This window comes from Bacillus sp. FSL M7-1020 (assembly GCF_038050415.1).
Classification (GTDB): domain Bacteria; phylum Bacillota; class Bacilli; order Bacillales; family Bacillaceae_G; genus Bacillus_A; species Bacillus_A toyonensis.
In genome coordinates this window covers 2671207-2689483 of record NZ_JBBOTW010000001.1, presented here as the reverse complement: position 1 = coordinate 2689483, position 18277 = coordinate 2671207, and the positions used below count along the sequence as shown (strand labels likewise).

Here is an 18277-nt window from a genome sequence, read left to right as displayed (position 1 = left end):
TAGTAACCTTATCTTTACAGTAATTACATAATTGTTTTGCAATAATTCGATATTTAATAAATAGGGGGAATTCGGGATGGACCTTACGTTTAAAGTAGAGGAAACATGTTTTAATTACCGAGTCGGAGCAATTTGTAAACATGATAATAAAATACTCATTCTGCAAGGTGACGGTGAAGATTTTTGGTATGTACCAGGCGGAAGAGTGAAAATGCTAGAAAATAGTGAAGATGCGTTAAAACGAGAGCTTGCTGAAGAACTAGCTGTTCCAATTGAAGTAAAGAGATTAATATGGTCAGTAGAAAATTTCTTTACACTTTCTGAGCGAAAGTTCCATGAAATTAGTTTTTACTATGAAGTAGAGCTGAAAGAATTACCTGCAAATGGGGCAGATCAATATATTCTGAATGAAGAGGATAGAACATATATGTTTAAGTGGGTGCCGATAGAAGAGTTAGATGCATACAACTTACAGCCAGCGTTTATAAAAGAGAAAGTAAAGGATTTACCAGTTCAGACAGAACATATCGTTTTACAAAAGTAAACGTATCTGGAGGGAAAACGGTGAAGGGGACTAAAAAAGAGATACATATAGATGATAAAGTCATTCGTTACACACATATCGAAAAGGGTTCCAGTGCGGTATGCTTTATGTTCTCAGGTTCAGGCTATAATTATGACAAGCCTTTATTTTATTATGCAACAATGTTAATGCTTGAACATAAAATAGATGTAGTATATATTCATTATTCCTACGATGGACAATTAATGGAAAAACCAATGGAAGTAGTAACGAAAGTAATGATGGATGATATTAACCCTATCATTAATGAAGTGCTAAAAAGTGGACAATACAACGATTCGATGTTTTTAGGAAAATCACTTGGAACAATTCCAATTGCGAATGATTTAATGAAGAGAGAAGAATTTTCACAGTCAAAAATGATATTACTTACACCATTGTTAACTTTTAATTCGATTTTTGATTCTATCTTACATAGTCGACACGAAGGGCTGTTGGTAATTGGGGATAGAGATCATCAATACAATGCAGATCAAATTGAGCAATTAGATCATTCGAATCTAAAGATTGAAATTGTCAATAATGCAAACCATTCTTTACATGTTGGGGAATATGAAACAGAGAATTCAATTGAAGCTATAGCGAAAGTAATAGAAACACTTAAAGAAGTTGTTAGGACAAACTAATTTAAGTTTCAATACATGCAAAAAGAGGTGCAATTTGCACCTCTTTTTTATTTAATAAGCCTTCAACACATGAAGCAAATAATCCTTTCGATTCAGCGGATTAAAGTCAACGCGTTTTCGAGTAGGGAAGGGGGCCGTAAGCTTTGTGAAACCAGCTGGCTTCGTTGTAAAGATTCCTTCTCCTTCTGTAAATGAATGGAGCATTTGTTTAAAATTTTCTGTTTTCGCAATAGGTAACGATCCAGTTAAGTGATAAGAATCATTATGCAATATAAGTTCTGTGAAAGTTGCTGGAATGGCTGCGAGCTTATACATTGCGGTACTAATTGCGTGCTCTGGTACAGTTAATTCAAATTCGTTTAATGGCTCAAATACACATGTTTCAGCTAGCTGTAAAGCATCCATTAAAACGAGCGGTGTTAAGTTTCTAAAGTCACTCGCTGTTGTAACAGGGCTTGCATAACCAGTATGTGTTAACGTGACGATAATGTCCGTAACTTCCCATCCGTATAAACCTTGTTTTAACGTTTGAAATACCGTATCTTCAATCGCTTTATGAAATGCTAAAGGTAGTGATCCAAGTTCAACACCTAAGTTGTACGTTATGCCAGAGTTATGCTTCCCACGTTCAACTTTGAAACCGATTGTTGCGTATAATGGATTCTCTTTTTCACCCATTACTTCAACACTATTTCCTATGCCAATTGGTTTTTCAATACATACAACTCGTGTATTTGAAAAAGTAACCTGTAAATTATATTTCTCATGAAGTGTCGTTTCAATCACTTCTTTTTGCACCTCACCGAAAAGGCGAATGTATAGTTCATTATGAACATCGTCTTTCCACACTTTAATGAGCGGATCTTCTTCGCATAGTTCCATAAGTGCAGCGTATAAATCATGAATTCGTTCTTTTGGTACTGCATCAATGGCAGTTTCCATTTGCGGTTCGGCAAAGTGAATATCTTTTATATAATCCGTCCGTTCCCCAATAATATCACCAATTTTAATATCACTCAGTCCCCACACTTTACAAAATTCTCCGCTAGGAACGGTAGAAGCTTGAACTGCATTTCCGTTATGAAACATGCACATTTTTTTAATTTTTTCTTTATGTGATTGAGACTTACTTCGCTGAATATCAACATATTTTCTAACGTGTAGACTACCAGAAAAAACTCTTACATAAGCGATTTTTTCACCAGAAGATTCACGTTCGATTTTAAACACAACACCAGATAATGTTCCATCTTGTGCCGATATTTCAGCTGGAATTAGGGCTGAAATATTTTCAAGTAGTTCAGTTACTCCCATACCTGTCATTGCTGAGCCGAAAAAGATTGGATACACATTTGCTTGCTGTATTTGTTTTTCTAGTTCTTTTCTTAATCGCACGTCGGGTACTACTTCATTATTTACATATGATTCAAGCAACGTTTCATTATATGGTACTACTCGTTCCATACAATCGTCATATGATTTGTATTCAATGATCCGGGCTTCTTTCGTTCCTTCGTTTAGAACAGAGTAGAAGGGGAATGCTTCATTTGAAAGAACCTCTTTTATTTGTTTCATAACTTTTTCAGTGTTTGCGCCACTACGATCAATTTTATTAACGAATAAAATTGTCGGTATGTTTAGTTTCTGTAATGTTCGCATTAAAATTTTTGTTTGTGCTTGCACACCTTCAACGGCAGAGATAACTAAAATCGCACCGTCTAGAACGCGGAATGATCGCTCCACTTCAGCGATAAAATCAGCGTGTCCAGGTGTATCAATGACATTTACTTTTACATCATCAATACAGAAAGAAACGACAGATGCTTTAATTGTAATTCCGCGCTGTCTTTCTAATTCCATTGAGTCAGTTTGCGTATTACCACTATCAACTCGGCCAATTTCTTTAATCACATTCGTTTCATAAAGAATACGCTCAGTCAAACTCGTCTTGCCAGCGTCTACGTGCGCGACAATCCCTATATTTATTGTTGTCATATATAAATATCCTCATTTCATTTTCAATTTTCATTTCCTCATTTCTATTTGTGTATTGCCGCATTACAATCACACTCCAGTCATTTAAATTATTACTATTATAATGTAATTTACATTTTTTGTAACGCTACAAAGCGCCTTATTTTGGAAAAAATAGAATGAAAACAAAATGCTTGCATTCTAAATCGATATAGATTATATTAATTGACATATCAACTATTGATACATCAAATGTTTTTGATTTGGATGTAAAGGAGGGGTAATTTGACAAGTTCATGCTCAAAAGAAGCGATTATTTTATATAAATTACACTTTCTAAATAAAGAAGTAAGTTCGAAGTTTGAAGGGTGTACGGGTATGAGCCAGTCTCGATTAGAGCTTATACTTCAGTTATATGAAGTAGGTGAAATTAGTCAAAAAGCGCTTCAACAAGAAGTGAATATTGATAATGCTGCGATAACAAGGCATTTAAAGCAGCTTGAGGCCAATGAAATGATTGTAAGACGTAAAAATCCAGATGATAACAGAATTACGTTAGTTTCTCTTACTGAAGAGGGACGAAATAAAATTCAGGCGTTTCAAGAGGAAAAAGAACGTTTTGCAGCATCTGCATTTAAAGGATTAAGTGAGGAAGAACGCGATAATCTTTTAAATATTTTAAATCACATTCAAGAAAATATAAAAGAATTATAAAAAAGGGAGAATACAACTATGACTAACTCAGTAAAAACAAATGATTTTAACGAAATTTTAACAGGACGTCGTTCAATTCGTAAGTACGACCCTTCAGTGAAAATTAGCAAAGAAGAAATGACAGAAATTCTTACAGAAGCAACACTTGCACCATCTTCAGTAAACATGCAACCATGGAGATTCGTAGTGATTGAAAGTGACGAAGCGAAAGCAACACTTGCGCCACTTGCGAAATTCAATCAATCTCAAGTAGAAACATCTTCAGCAATGATCGCTTTATTTGGTGATTTAAACAACTTCGATAACGCAGAAGAAATTTACGGTACAGCAGTAGAGCGTGGACTTATGCCAGCAGAAGTAAAAGAAGATCAAATGAAAAAACTTTCAGCTTACTTCTCTATGGTTACACCAGAAGTAATGAAAGATACAGTATTAATTGATGGTGGTCTTGTAGCGATGCAATTTATGCTAGCAGCTCGTGCGCACGGTTATGACACTTGTCCAATTGGTGGATTTGAAAAAGACCAAATTGCAGAAGCTTTCGGATTAGATAAAGAACGCTACGTACCAGTAATGCTAATTTCAATCGGGAAAGCTGCTGACAGTGGTTACCAATCAGTGCGTCTTCCAATTGAAAAAGTTGCAGAGTGGAAATAATTTTATAAAAGAACTTCAATAAGTGAAAGATGAGAGGGGAAGCACCATGATTATTATTCACGCAATATTTCAAGTAGATCCAGCGAAACAACAAGCATTTTTAGAAGAAATTCAGCCACTCATTCACGGTTCAAGAGAAGAAAGTGGAAATGAATCTTATGACTTATATAAAGATTCAGAAAAAGAAAGTGTTTATACGATGGTAGAAGTATGGAAAGATGAAGCGGCAGTTGCGAGCCATAATACGAGTGAACACTTCACATCTTTCGTTAGTAAAGCAGCACAATTTTTAACTGCTCCGCTTGATATAAAAGCTTATAATGGAGAGTTAGTGAAATAATAAGTTAGAAAAAGATGACTTTAGCGAATGGCTGAGGTCATCTTTTTTTGTATAAGTGGAAGCGACTCTCGAAACAGTTATGTTGAAAGATAAGTGTTGCTTTTCTCCTTACTAACATCGATGAATTGAATGTCAAGTTCGAACATTCAGTTTATTAGAATATTTTTCCATGGTATAATTTTCTTGTGGATAAAAGGTAGAGGAGAGTAAGTGATGGGAGAATTTCAAAGTAATTTGCATAGAGCAACGCAACTTGCAACGAAAATGAGAACTGCTTCAAATAGAATGCAAAGTGCTACTAGTCGCTCTATAAATAAGGCAACGCGTACTACACTATCTGTGAACTTCAAAGCACAAGAAGCAAATCAACAAAATTTGCAGATCACGAAACAATTTTGTGCTGCTTTTCAACAAACAATTGATAATATCCATTCCGTAGCAAATGAATTTGAGAAAATGGATACAGGACTTCAAAAGACTTTTCAATAATGTAACAGCCTACGTAAAGGGGAAAAGGTAGGGAGAAAAGATGAGTCAAGAAATTGAAACGAGAATGAGTCAATGTAATCAAAAATTACGAATTATATTTGAAGAACAAAATGAAAACCGAATTGCGCTGCAAAATCAAGAACGAGCTGAGGCTAGTTTTCATGAATGGAAAAATAGAAGCAATCGTTTATTTAACCGAATACTAGAAACTTGGCACGGCGACAAAGAAGTGTTTCATCTTTTTACGAATATGCGGCAAGAAATCGGACAGTATGAAAGAAAACTTACATTCGAATTAGAAAATGAAAAAGAGACGTTGCTTAAAGAAAAACGGCATCTCAGTGAGAAAGAAAACGACCTTTCCTATGAACAGCAGCAACTACAAAGGGAGGCAAATACATGAGTTTAAACATGTATTTGGGAGAAGTACAAAGTCAAACTCAAAGTATGAACGCTATATGTAATGCTACGATTGAAAGTATGGAACAAGCCATTCAATCTATTGATGCATTTGCGGTAGATACAGTACTACAAGGACAAACATACAGTAGTGCAAAAGCCTACCTTGTCCAAACATTTCGGCCATTAGCACAAGGAATCATATGCTTATGTGAAGAATTAATTCGCCAAAACGAAGCATTTCCAAATGATTTTCAAGCAAAAGTTGCTTCGACAGATGTGATCGAACAAGAAATAAGAGAACAAATACGGGGAATTAATCAATCGATTACAAGTATAGAAGCAATAGAAGTACTTACACCAATGCCCGGAGTAAATGCGAGTGTAACGGTATTTGGTGCAATGAGAAAAAAACTGGAAGAAAAACTTGAGCATTTATATGAATTCAATCATTCATCCAGCAACAACTACAGTACCGCCCTCCAATTAGCAGCTAGCATCACAGCCGGACTCGCTGAAGTGCAAAGCGGGAAAGGATTTAGTCCTGTGAGTGGTACGTTTAGTACACAAGGGTTGAATATGGATTGGGTGAGTTCTATTCAGGGGATTATAGAAGAAACAGCCCGAAAAAATGATCAGTCAATTAAAGATATAGAAACAAATAACATAATTGAGGAGAAATCTCCGGTTAGAAATGCTTGGGACGATGCGGCAGACAGTATAGTTGGCACGTTTGAAACAGCGAAAAAGATGTGGGAAGCTATTCAAAGAGGAGCGGGGAAAGCTATTGGTGATGAAATCGAGTCCGCAATAGCTTTAAGTAATATGGACATAGGAACTTTTATTAATGTAACCTATGCACTTTTCCATTTGGATGAAACTGCAAAAAATATGTGGCATGCATTTTCAAATAAAATAAAACGAGATATGATAGAGGGAGATGCAGAGAGTCGTACAGAATTGACTACCTATGGATTAACACAAATAGCTACCACAATATTAGGCGATAGGGCACTAAATAAAGTAGGCCATATCACAAAAGGAGCAAAAGCATCAAGTGGAGTAAGTACATTTGCTAATGCAGTAAAACTGGAAAAAGAATTGAAGCCTACGTTTGAAATGTTACAATCATTTAAGAGAAATGCTTCCTATGCATTCTCTAGTGTTGGTGGAACTATTGTAACCAAAATACCTCAAGGCGAATTAATAGAAGCTTATTATAAGTTTGCGAAGTCTAAAGATGGTGGTAAGGGTACGGGTAAAACTGTAAGCAATTATCTTGATGATATAGTCGAGGCTGGTGGTACCAGAATAGAAATAAATTCTAAACTTCGAAATCCATTAGATAATCCTAAGATAGCAAAGGAGATTGAGGGAAATACTGAAGCTGTATATGGATATTCACCTAAGAAGGAATCTGCCTTAAATAAGTTTGGGGTAGACTGGACAAATGGTGATGAAGTAGGTTATGCAAGAAGCGAAAGAATAAAGTATCATGAAAAAATACAACAAAAAAGAATACAACTAGAACAAGATATTAAAAATCTTCAAAATGATGGGCTATCTATGGAGGAAATTGCTAGATTGAAAGTTGAAGAGCGAAATCAAGGAAGAATGGAAACGTATATAAAATCTAATAATTTAGATGGATTGAATGCAATGAAAGAAAGAAATATTCTTGAATATGGCAGGGCAGAAGGACCTACACCTGAACAACTTTATAAAAAGTATGGTTCATGGGAAGATGTGATATATGGCAGTTTAAAAACAAATCCAGCAATGGATGTCTTGACAGGATTATTTCATAGTATGGGAGGAAATTAATTATGAAAGAAGAAAAAATACAAGGTAATATAAAGTGGATTGCATACAATAATTTAAGATTTAGAATAGAGAAGGTTAATGATGATTCATCCGTAATTTGGGTTTCTGATAATTTTGTAAATTTATGTTTTACCTTAGTAATGAATGACTTTTTAAGTAAATGTGAGGATGAGTTGAATATAAATATCGAAATTGATTTGACTTGGAATAATCATAGAGGTTTGATTATAAAAAATCATGATATAAATCTAATTTTAGGAGAAATAATTAATTTTATTAGCGAATGGGAGTTAGAAGGAAATTCAAATGCTGATAATTTTTCTACGGAAGAGTGGTATTCAGCATAAGCTTGCAGGGTATGGTAGCTTTCCATCATTTTTAGGAATTTAAAAATATGGAGGGAAATTTAAATTTAATGTATGTTTAGGGGATATTGAATGTGAATTGAAACTAAAGAGTTAGATAAATATTTTAAGCAACTAGTGAGGAATGAATTCTGTATAGTAAAGAATTCATTCCTTTTAAGTTTGTTTTAATTTACTTGTAATTATAGTAGTTAATATTTGAAGAGGCAATCACCCTAAGTCATAAAGACACGAAAGCCTATACTCAAAGTAAGATTTCAAAGCTTTAGGAAGAAATTGGTTGAGTTAAAGGGGCTAAGGATGATACTTAGGATACGGCTAACGGTAAACCTAGCAGTAGTAAAAATACAACTGTAGATAATTTTGATGCAAAAACAGCTACAAATAAGCAAAAAGGTAATTATGGTGAAATAAAATCAAGTGACAATTTATTGAATAATCAAAGTTTAAAAGATGCTGGATTTGATTTAAAGCCAGTCGGAAAAAGTGCAACATCAGGCATAAATGATAAAATAGTAAAAGGAATTGATGGATTATACGAAAATACAAATGCAGAATCAAAGATCAAATATGTTATTGATGAAGCTAAATTTGGCAGTTCACAATTAGGGAAACTAAAGATGGACGACAAATGTCGGATGATTGGTTGACAGGTGTGAAGACTGAAAAAAGTAGAATATTGAAAGCTGTTGATGGAGATAAAAGATTAGCAGATAAGATTACGAAAGCGTTGGAGAGAGATAAGGTAGAAAGAGTATTATCAAAAGTCGATAGTAGTGGAAAGGTTAAAACATTTAAGATAGATGCAAAGGGTAACATCGTTGGAGAGTGGCCATAATTTAGAAGCGAGGAGGAATTGAATGATATGAGAAATTATTTATGTATAGAAGAAAAATGTAGAGAAGGAATTGAATATAATAAAGAGTTTATAGAGGAAAATAGAGAAGATATTAAAAGTTTAGAAGAAGATACTAAAAATGGAATTCAAAGATATTCTAAAGATAATAAGAGTATTATAGAAGGGACCTATCTAGCCAATTTTAGATATGAGATGGAGGATATTAGGGCAAAGTATTCTTTAGGGGAAGAAATTAGTGTAATAGAAGAAGATTTTCATAATGCAATTTATGATTTAGAGAATACAGGGAGTAGGGAAATTGGATATTTAAGTCTAATTTGGATGATTTCCTTAGGAATTTTGTTAGAAACGGATAAAAAGAATATAGAAAGATTAAAAAAGATAGTTGATACAAAAAATATGAACGACGCAGTAATTGATTTCCTCTTATGCGCTAGTGATATCGGATACATAAAAATGACGAACAGATATTATAAAGAAAATCCATATGCAAAAACGAGAGAGATTATAGAACTTGCACAAACAGATAAAAAAGAAGCGTCTAAAAGATTACAAACGTATATGGAGAAAGAATGGTTTAAAGGCCATTATGATTATGAATGGAAAAATGCACATAAAGAACCTGGATATGTAGGGTACTGGAGCTTTGAGACAGCTGCACTAGTAAAGATACTCGAACTTGATGATACAAGTTTAAAAGATAATAACCATTATCCATATGATTTGGCACATTATAAAAATGAAATGAAATACAAGCATATAGACCTAAGTGAATATCACTATGAAGATGAGACAGAAGAAATCGAGGATATAGTAGAAGGAATTGAAAATAATCCTGCATTGGAAAACATTATTCCTCCAAAATGGCATTCATTGGTCAATGAATTGATCCATGACTATGAGAATATGGGTGATAGTAGTTTTTATGAAAAATACAAAAAAACGATAGGAATAGGTCAAGTGTGGTTCTTACCACAAGAGTATGAAGAAGAAAACGAGCAAAAAAATCTATTAGGAAGTTTAATTGTGTTTGCCCTGACATTAAGAGATTATATATTACAATTGGACTATAAAGAAGATTTAGAGGACTACATTGATAATCTTAAAAATTTCTGGAATGTTTCAGAAACAAAGTTAGTTCAATTTATGTTAGAAAATGATCAAAATTATTATGCATGGGTACCAAAAGAAGCAAACATCCCAAATATGTATGAAGTAAAGATAGAGAGTGTCGATGTAGAGGAAGTTCTATAACGATAAAATAGAAATGGTTTTCATTATATGTAATATTAGAATGCATTTTACTAGTTAATTGAAAACAATGCATGCGTGGGAGAAAAAAGGATGTATTGTTACTAAAAATTAGAGGGAAAGAAAGCTGTTGGATTGAGTTAAGCACCTCATTGTCAATATACGACAATAGGTGCTTTTTTGCGTGCAATGAAGAAAAAATAAAAGATTCATTTTCACTCTATTTCATCTTTGAAATACATGTTATAATTTGGAAAAAATATATTCTTAATTTTTAGATGATTAAAAGGTGCTAGATTACTATATGAGTACATTAAAGAAAATTACTAACAATATTTCGAAAGTTATTATAGGAAAAGACGAATCGATAGAACTAGCAGCCATTGCTCTAATAGCAAGAGGACACATTTTATTAGAGGATGTACCTGGGACAGGAAAAACAACGTTAGCGAAAAGTTTGGCTAAAAGTGTGGACGCTAAATTTCAAAGAATACAATTTACAGCGGATACTTTGCCTGGAGATGTTATTGGTCTTGAATATTTTGATGTGAAGGAATCGGATTTTAAAACGAGGTTAGGCCCCATTTTTGCAAATATCGTATTAGTGGATGAAATTAATCGAGCTGTACCGAGAACACAATCTTCGTTACTTGAGGTTATGGAAGAGCGTACTGTTACAATTGCGAAACAGACACATTCATTACCAGAACCTTTTTTAGTTATAGCAACGCAAAATCCACTCGAATCAGCGGGCACATTTCCGTTACCAGATGCTCAGTTAGACCGGTTTTTACTCACAATACGCCAAGGTTATCCTACGAGAGAAGCTGAAAAGGAAATGATGAATCGGTTTCAAATGAATGATCCGTTAGAAACGTTACATTCTATTATTTCAAGTGAAGAAATTATTACGATGCAAAAGCGTGCAAGAGAAGTGTTAGTAGGGAATGATGTGCAAGATTATCTCCTTGAAATTATTGAAGTAACTCGTAACCATGAGTTAATTGAAATTGGTGTAAGCCCTCGGGGAACGTTGGCATTTATGAGGGCGATTCAAGCACGGGCAATTTTAAATGAAAGAGATTATTGTACGCCAGATGATATAAAACTACTCGCTGCATCTGTCTGTGCTCATCGTTTAACGTTAACGATTGAAGGAGAGATGAAAACGACGAAAGAACAAATCATGAAAGAAATTCTTCATACGATTAGTGTGCCAGTGGAGAATGTACGATGAATCAACAGCTTGTGTATACACCTTTAGCGGAGCCTTTCGTAATGGGGGTTATGTCAGTTGTAGCCGTTATTTTAAGTGTATTTTCAAGTAATCTACTGTTTTTATCTCTCGTATTTTTATATGTAATTTTAATAGGTGCTATGCGTGTATATATACGTAAAGTATCTCGTGTTCAATGGGAATACAGTCAAGGGAATTCGAACGTTTTTATAGGTGAAACGAATATGTGCAAAATGAAAATTTCAAACAAGTCGATATTTCCTATTCTTAATATCGTATTTCGATTTAAATGTGAAAATAAGCTAACTTGGAATCATGATGAAATAAACAAAAATCATAGTACAGGTTCAAATTATTATATGAATTTTAATTTAAAAGGAAAGGAGTCAGTTTCATTTGATTTGCAAGCTGTAGCGTTAAAAAGAGGCATCGCGAAATGGGAAGAAGTTGAAATTGTGATTACCGATCTCTTTGGATTTATAACGAACAATATAACATATAAACAAGTTGATACGCCGTCTTATTTAGTTTTACCAGCTGTTCCGAAAATACAAGTTCCTGAATTACAAGAATGGTCACGAGGATTTCGAAAAGCGATGTCTTCACCCTTATATGATGAAACGAAAGTAATGGGAGTAAAGTCTTATGAAAATGAAGATTTTCGTTCCATCCACTGGAGTGCAACGGCGAAAACAGGGACGATAACTGCGAAAAAGTATGAGCGAACACAATGTGATAAATACGCGATTTATCTCAACTTGCAAAATAAAAGTGGTGTTTCTTTGCGAAATGATACAGAGGAACTAATTGAATTAACGGCGGGTATATGTAAACAATTGCTCATGCAAAACTGTTCATTTGAAGTATGGATCAATAGTGTAAAAGATAACGGTTTGCTACATATAAAAAATGGGGATAATCGGAAACATTTGCAAAATATATTAAAGGTACTTGCCTCAATATCGGACCAAGATACGCCTGTATCGTCTTCTTATTTTTACACTGCTGGCTTTCGTCTTAAGGAATTGGATGCGGTTCCTTTAATTCTTGGTACTTCACCAAAGAAATATAGTAGAACGAATAAATGGATTGTAATTAAAGAATAAGAAAGGGCTTATGTCATGTTGAATAAAAAGCAGCATACGAAAGTGAAGTTTTGGAGTGTAAAAGTAATAATTATACTTTTCTTTTCGATTAGTGCGATAGCGTTATCGCAAGGTGTTGTGCATGTACAAGGCATAGTGAAAGAGCGTTTTTTTAGTGAGAAAAAATCTGAAAAAAATTATAAAGAAACAATAAACTATGAAAATATTGAAGAGTATGGGACACCTATTGAAGATAAAAAAGTAGGAGATAAAGGGATAAGAACAACAACGGGTAAAAAAATGAAAGAGTTCGAAAGGAAAAGTTCATGGGGAGCCATATTCTCTGTACTTTCAAATTCATGGATTACTGTAGCTTTTTATGTAGTTATTGCAGTAATAATTATATATTTTCTTTATAAATTAGTTCGGAAAAAGTTAACGAAATCAGAAATAGAACAAGAGAAACAAACGGTAACAAAAGAAAATACGGTAAGAACCGAAAAGAACGAGAAAGTGAGGCATCAGTTAGAACACCCGTTACCGACAGATAAGATAAGAAAAACGTTAGTTGAATGGGAAAGAACATTACCGTTTCATGAACAGAGAAGGTCCTATGAAACGATGCAACAGTGGCTAAAAAGAATTTGTAGAACAAGGGATATTATCTCGTTATATGAGTCTGTTCGTTATGGTGAAAAGACGTATACGGATTTAGATGTGGAAGAAATAATGAAGTGGATAGAGGGAGATGGGAAGGTGGATACATAAATATCCACCTTTTCTTTTTTTATACGGAAATTTGATTAACATGAATTATTTTCTTATATGAAACCGTCTTCAAATAGGTAAACAAAATTAACTTTATTTACTTATACTTTATTACATGTTAACCTATACTTAATTTTTATAAATTATAATTAATTTTTGATTTTTTAAGGATGTGAAAATATAATGAAACTGGTATTAAAAAGCATACTTATTTCCTTTATTTTTTCTGCAGTAGGTATGTGTTGGTTGATGTTCTTGTTATTTAGAGGTGGCGGGGACTGGTTATTGTCTTGGGTAGGTGTATTAATGGCATATTTATCTTTATTCACTTTAATAGATTTATATTGTAAAAATACATATGAAAAAACATTAAATAAATTGCTTATAAAATCAACAGTTACTACCTTTAGTTTTGGGGTATTAGGAATCATATTTGGTATAATACACGAGCTATTAACACCATGGAGTCTCAGTTTAATGGTTTGGTATTGGTTGCTAATTCTATTTTTATTTTTAACGACCATAATATTATTATTTATTTTAGTATTGGTAAATCGTAAAAATAATAATTTTACCGTGGGATATAGAATACTTATACTTCTAAATATATTTCTTACGTTAGGGCCAGTACTGTGGCCATTATTTCTTACTATTATCGGAAATGGTATGAACGCCAGTGCAGGATGGTAAAAGTGAAAAAAGATTAGTTGTTTAAAGAATAGAATAAAAAGTTGATATAGAATTTTAAATAAAAAGAGAACGTGTTTACATGAAAAATGAAAACATGTTCTCTTTTTATTTGCATGCATAACTCTTCCTCAGTTTACCGTATTTAAATTTAAACGTAAGTATTTCGTAAGGAATGGATAAGAAAAAAGAGAGATTTATCATATAGGATGAAAGTATAGCTTGAATCAATCCGATATTAATGGAGGAGAGAAAGCCTTATGAAAAAATGTAATTCAATTAAGTTAGCAAGTTTTGCAGTTTTATTAGCGGGTACTGCTCTATTCACACCTGATTTTACTGTGACTGCAGAGTCAACTCAAAATATTTCTAGTTCGTCACAAGTACATGATCAAAAGAATCGTAATGGCTGGAAACAAGTAATGCAGGAAACAGTACAGCTTGGCGCTCCAGGGATATTAGCTAAGGCGTATAATAACGGAAAAACGAGTAGTTATACTGCTGGCGTAGCAGATTTAAGTACAAAGAAACCGGTGAAATCAGATTATCGCTTTCGGATTGGTAGTGTGACGAAAACTTTTACTGCCACGACTGTTCTACAATTAGTTGGAGAAAATCGCGTTCAACTTGACGATTCAATTGAAAAGTGGCTACCGGGCCTCATTCAAGGAAATGGGTATGATGGTAATCAAATTACGATACGCCAACTTTTGAATCATACGAGTGGTATAGCTGAATATTTAAAGTCAAAAGATGCTGACATAATGAATTCGAAAAAAACGTATACAGCAGAAGAAATAGTGAAAATAGGCCTTTCTCTGCCTCCAGATTTTTCGCCAGGTAAAGGCTGGTCGTATTCAAACACAGGATACGTAATACTAGGAATGCTTATTGAAAAAATAACTGGTAATAGTTATGCGGAAGAAATCGAAAAGCGAATTATTGAACCTTTGGACTTGTCAAATACGTTTTTACCAGGTAATTCACCTGTCATCCCAGGAAAGAATCATGCTCGTGGGTATGTGAAAACCGAAGGAACGAGCGAGTTGAAAGACATTACGTATTATAATCCGAGTTTAGCTAATTCAGCTGGAGATATGATTTCTAATGCGGATGATTTAAATAAATTCTTTTCATCTTTACTCAGTGGTAAGTTATTGAAGGAACGAGAGCTAAAAGAAATGCTTACTACAGTTCCTGTAGAAGGAAAAGCGGTTGGTGATGGGTATGGTCTTGGAATCTATGAGACTAAACTTCCAAACGGTGTTTCAGTTTGGGGTCACGGAGGAGGAATTCCCGGATTTACAACTTTTGCTGGCGGAGTAATTGGTGGTAAACATACATTGGCTGTCAGTATTAACTCTTTAGATGAGGTCGATATTGTTTCGCAGTTTAATAAAATGATGCAAATTGAATTTAATAAATAGATGAAAAGAAAATGAATGGAATTTTGTTATAGTTGTATATAAAAGAGGTACTTTGTTAAATGCGCAACTATGGACAGTAGTAGCATTTATGATAGGGCATCAAGTATATTTCAAAGTGAAAATCAATCGTATAGCTTACGATAAAAATAAAAAGGATGTCAGTTACATGACATTCTTTTTATTTTGGATAAAAGAGGTATGTGTATGATTCTGAAAATTGTTATTTTTGAAATTATTCCATATAATGAAGGATATAGGGGCACCAATAGGGGAGTTATGAATAGAAAATACTTTAGTTAGTTAAGTATTTCTCGTTTTAATCAAAATAATTATGAGTTGATTTGGAGTTGAATAAAATGGAACAAAATCATTTTAAATGGACTAATAAGCAATTACGAGAACATGTTGAAGTACTAGATGATAAGAGAAGTCCACACATATTATTAAAGAATGCAACATATTTAAATTCCTATATGCGCGAGTGGATGACAGCGAATATTTGGATATATAATAATCGAATTGTATACGTAGGAGAGCAGCTGCCAAAGCAACTAAGTGAATGTGAAGTGATTGATTGCGATGGAAAGTATGTAGTTCCTAGTTACATAGAACCACATGCACATCCATATCAATTGTATAATCCAGAGACGTTAGCGAATCATGCGATGCAATTTGGGACGACAACTTTTATTAATGATAATTTAACTTTATTTTTCACATTACAACGTGAAGAAGCATTTCGTTTATTAGATGAATTTAAAAAGATTCCGGCAAGTATGTATTGGTGGTGTCGTTTTGATGGACAAACTGAGCTGCAAAACGGGGAATCTGTATTTAATAGTGAAGAAATAATAGAGTGGCTAAAGCATGAAGCAGTTCTTCAAGGCGGTGAGTTAACAGCATGGCCAAAACTATTACATGGCGATGATGAAATGTTAACTTGGGTGCAGGAAACGAAGCGGTTACAGAAAAAAGTAGAAGGACATTTTCCAGGGGCATCTGAAACGACTTTAGCGAAGTTAAAGTTGTTAGGTACGGATTGCGATCATGAAGCGATGACAGGACAGGAAGCTTTCACTCGTCTTATGCAAGGTTACACTGTTTCCCTTAGAAATTCTTCAATCCGTCCAGATTTAGAAGTTTTATTGAAAGAATTACTAGAATTAGGTGTTAAGCAATTTGATAGATTCATTTTTACAACAGATGGTTCACATCCGTCATTTTATGAAAACGGAATGACGAATAGATTGATAGAAATAGCGATTGAGCAAGGAATTCCGGCAATAGATGCTTACCATATGGCAAGCTATAACATTGCTCGTTATTATAATATGGAGCATTTACATGGCTCCATTGCGACAGGGAGAATCGCCAATATTAATATTTTGGAAAGTAAAGAAAATCCGGTGCCAATTAGTGTAATTGCAAAGGGAAAATGGGTGAAGCGTGACGGAGTAAACAAAAATAAATCATTACATATAAACTGGAGTGAATTTAAAGTAACCCCATTATCATTAGACTGGTCTATAGAAAAAGAACATATGATTTTTTCTAATAAAACGGGTATACACTTGTTAAACAATGTTATAACAAAACCATATGTTAGCGAAATCGACTTAGACTGTGATGAACTTTCCATGGAACATGATGAATGTTTTCTAATGATGATTGCCCGCGATGGTACTTGGCGAGTGAATACAGTTGTGAAAGGTTTTGTAAATGAATTAGGAGGTCTTGCAAGTTCTTATTCTGGTACAGGCGACATCATTCTTATCGGAAAAAGGAAAGAAGATATGTTTACAGCTTTTCGTAGAGTAAAAGAGCTCGGTGGTGGAATGGTCATAGCAGAAAACAATGAAGTGTTACACGAAATTGCATTACCTTTACTCGGGATTATGTCCGATTTAAAAATGAGCGAATTAATACAAGAAGAGAAAAAGATGGTGAAATTACTACAAGAGCGAGGCTATGTTTATAACGATCCGGCATTTACCATTTTATTCTTTTCTGCGACGCACTTACCTTTTATACGAGTAACACCTATAGGATTATATGATGTGAAAAGTAGTAAGGTAGTTGCCCCGCCCGTGAATTTGATAAAGCAATATTAAAAGGAAAGATCCTATAAAAATTTTATTTTATAGGATCTTTCTTATTATTAGCATAAGAATATTGTAAGCCTCAAATGATATAGTATCTAAATCATTTGAGGTGATATGTAAATATGAAAAAAATATTTTACATTTTAAGCATATTTATTCTGTGTGTATCGATACAACACGTTGTACATTCCCAATCAGATGCACCAAGGTTATCTTCGGATTGTCTTGAAGAAAGGAAAATTCGAGATGAAAAGTATGTGAAGAATATAATACAGGACATTAAATCCACATTTAATTTAAATATTGATGAACATAGTTTTTGGGAAGTAAGTAAAAGAGATTTGGAGGCTGCCCATTTGATGTATGGTGGAAAGGAAAATGATTCTTATTATAATTCGCTAACTAAAATTTATGATAGTGGTGGATTTAGCGAGCAGCCGAGCTTATTTGTAAGGGCGCAAGAGGCATTTTTACTTTATAAAGAAAACGATAATATCAATGTAATGAAACGCCTAAAACTAGACGTTGAAAAAGGGGAATGGCTCGTTATAAAAACGAAAAAGAAGAAAGGGAAAAAAGTGAAATTCAAACCGTTACAATGTGAAAAAGATTATATGAAAAAGAGAAATGAATAACAAAATACGTATTAATGCTGCTTTTATTCAACGATATCTTGCTATTGATTTGAAATCGGAAAAGGTAAACAAACATATTAGCTTTATGGAATATGTTTGTTTACCTTTTTTGAGAGATTTAAAAATTTGCGATGTTGTTAGTTGAAAATTATGTACTTGCTAATGAACTTATAACATTCAATGAATTTGTTCTTCATAAAAATTAGATTTTGTGTCAAATGATTTATACATTGTCGAACCACCTATGTATATTTT

18 protein-coding genes and 1 pseudogene are annotated in these 18277 nt (G+C 33.7%); 18 read left to right on the top strand and 1 reads right to left on the bottom strand.

What is annotated here, in order from left to right:
- The first annotated feature begins 76 nt into the window (after positions 1 to 76).
- The gene (locus MHB70_RS13705) at positions 77 to 544 is read left to right on the top strand and encodes an NUDIX hydrolase (protein ID WP_000366234.1); all 468 of its coding nucleotides are present in this window, start codon (positions 77 to 79) and stop codon (positions 542 to 544) included.
- A 20-nt stretch (positions 545 to 564) separates the two neighbouring features.
- On the top strand, positions 565 to 1209 hold the full coding sequence (locus MHB70_RS13700; RefSeq protein WP_000679122.1) for an alpha/beta family hydrolase: 645 nt from the start codon (positions 565 to 567) through the stop codon (positions 1207 to 1209).
- Positions 1210 to 1260: 51 nt separating this feature from the next.
- Here MHB70_RS13700 and MHB70_RS13695 read toward each other — a convergent pair whose 3' ends face one another.
- Entirely contained in the window at positions 1261 to 3204 is a 1944-nt protein-coding gene (locus MHB70_RS13695; protein ID WP_061530631.1) for an elongation factor G, read from the bottom strand.
- A gap of 264 nt (positions 3205 to 3468) precedes the next feature.
- On the opposite strand from MHB70_RS13695, the gene MHB70_RS13690 reads away from it, so the two are divergent.
- The 16 genes and pseudogenes from MHB70_RS13690 (at position 3469) to MHB70_RS13615 (ending at position 18022) form a co-directional block, all read left to right on the top strand.
- Positions 3469 to 3897: a MarR family winged helix-turn-helix transcriptional regulator gene (locus MHB70_RS13690; protein WP_000204170.1), complete on the top strand. Its 429-nt coding sequence runs from the start codon at positions 3469 to 3471 to the stop codon at positions 3895 to 3897.
- 18 nt (positions 3898 to 3915) lie between these two features.
- Positions 3916 to 4554 carry a nitroreductase family protein gene (locus MHB70_RS13685; protein ID WP_000185391.1) on the top strand — a complete coding sequence of 213 codons (639 nt, stop codon included), beginning with the start codon at positions 3916 to 3918 and terminating at the stop codon, positions 4552 to 4554.
- A gap of 46 nt (positions 4555 to 4600) precedes the next feature.
- Positions 4601 to 4894 carry a putative quinol monooxygenase gene (locus tag MHB70_RS13680; protein ID WP_000583802.1) on the top strand — a complete coding sequence of 98 codons (294 nt, stop codon included), beginning with the start codon at positions 4601 to 4603 and terminating at the stop codon, positions 4892 to 4894.
- Between the two features lie 213 nt (positions 4895 to 5107).
- Positions 5108 to 5383, top strand: coding sequence for a TIGR04197 family type VII secretion effector (locus MHB70_RS13675; protein WP_000503631.1), 276 nt, complete (start codon positions 5108 to 5110; stop codon positions 5381 to 5383).
- A gap of 40 nt (positions 5384 to 5423) precedes the next feature.
- Positions 5424 to 5786: a DUF3958 family protein gene (locus MHB70_RS13670; protein WP_000076600.1), complete on the top strand. Its 363-nt coding sequence runs from the start codon at positions 5424 to 5426 to the stop codon at positions 5784 to 5786.
- Positions 5783 to 7606 carry a T7SS effector LXG polymorphic toxin gene (locus tag MHB70_RS13665; RefSeq protein ID WP_061530630.1) on the top strand — a complete coding sequence of 608 codons (1824 nt, stop codon included), beginning with the start codon at positions 5783 to 5785 and terminating at the stop codon, positions 7604 to 7606. Before MHB70_RS13670 ends, MHB70_RS13665 begins: the two co-directional genes overlap by 4 nt.
- 2 nt (positions 7607 to 7608) lie before the next feature.
- Positions 7609 to 7953, top strand: coding sequence for a hypothetical protein (locus MHB70_RS13660; protein WP_000656836.1), 345 nt, complete (start codon positions 7609 to 7611; stop codon positions 7951 to 7953).
- 329 nt (positions 7954 to 8282) lie between these two features.
- Positions 8283 to 8809, top strand: a pseudogene (locus MHB70_RS13655) (cytoplasmic protein); the annotation flags it as partial.
- A 27-nt stretch (positions 8810 to 8836) separates the two neighbouring features.
- Positions 8837 to 10084, top strand: a complete 1248-nt coding sequence (locus MHB70_RS13650; RefSeq protein WP_061530629.1) for a PoNi-like cognate immunity protein — start codon at positions 8837 to 8839, stop codon at positions 10082 to 10084.
- A gap of 301 nt (positions 10085 to 10385) precedes the next feature.
- Positions 10386 to 11318 (top strand): AAA family ATPase, encoded by a 933-nt coding sequence (locus tag MHB70_RS13645; protein WP_061530628.1) that lies wholly within the window; start codon positions 10386 to 10388, stop codon positions 11316 to 11318.
- Positions 11315 to 12424 carry a DUF58 domain-containing protein gene (locus tag MHB70_RS13640; RefSeq protein ID WP_061530627.1) on the top strand — a complete coding sequence of 370 codons (1110 nt, stop codon included), beginning with the start codon at positions 11315 to 11317 and terminating at the stop codon, positions 12422 to 12424. The genes MHB70_RS13645 and MHB70_RS13640 overlap by 4 nt, the downstream gene beginning before the upstream one ends.
- 15 nt (positions 12425 to 12439) lie before the next feature.
- The gene (locus MHB70_RS13635) at positions 12440 to 13171 is read left to right on the top strand and encodes a hypothetical protein (RefSeq protein ID WP_000932780.1); all 732 of its coding nucleotides are present in this window, start codon (positions 12440 to 12442) and stop codon (positions 13169 to 13171) included.
- Between the two features lie 183 nt (positions 13172 to 13354).
- Positions 13355 to 13861 (top strand): DUF3902 family protein, encoded by a 507-nt coding sequence (locus MHB70_RS13630; RefSeq protein ID WP_000780146.1) that lies wholly within the window; start codon positions 13355 to 13357, stop codon positions 13859 to 13861.
- A gap of 257 nt (positions 13862 to 14118) precedes the next feature.
- Positions 14119 to 15285, top strand: coding sequence for a serine hydrolase domain-containing protein (locus MHB70_RS13625; protein ID WP_000710625.1), 1167 nt, complete (start codon positions 14119 to 14121; stop codon positions 15283 to 15285).
- 356 nt (positions 15286 to 15641) lie between these two features.
- The gene (locus MHB70_RS13620) at positions 15642 to 17396 is read left to right on the top strand and encodes an adenine deaminase (RefSeq protein WP_000437101.1); all 1755 of its coding nucleotides are present in this window, start codon (positions 15642 to 15644) and stop codon (positions 17394 to 17396) included.
- 113 nt (positions 17397 to 17509) lie between these two features.
- Positions 17510 to 18022 carry a hypothetical protein gene (locus MHB70_RS13615; RefSeq protein ID WP_000719364.1) on the top strand — a complete coding sequence of 171 codons (513 nt, stop codon included), beginning with the start codon at positions 17510 to 17512 and terminating at the stop codon, positions 18020 to 18022.
- Positions 18023 to 18277 lie beyond the last annotated feature (255 nt).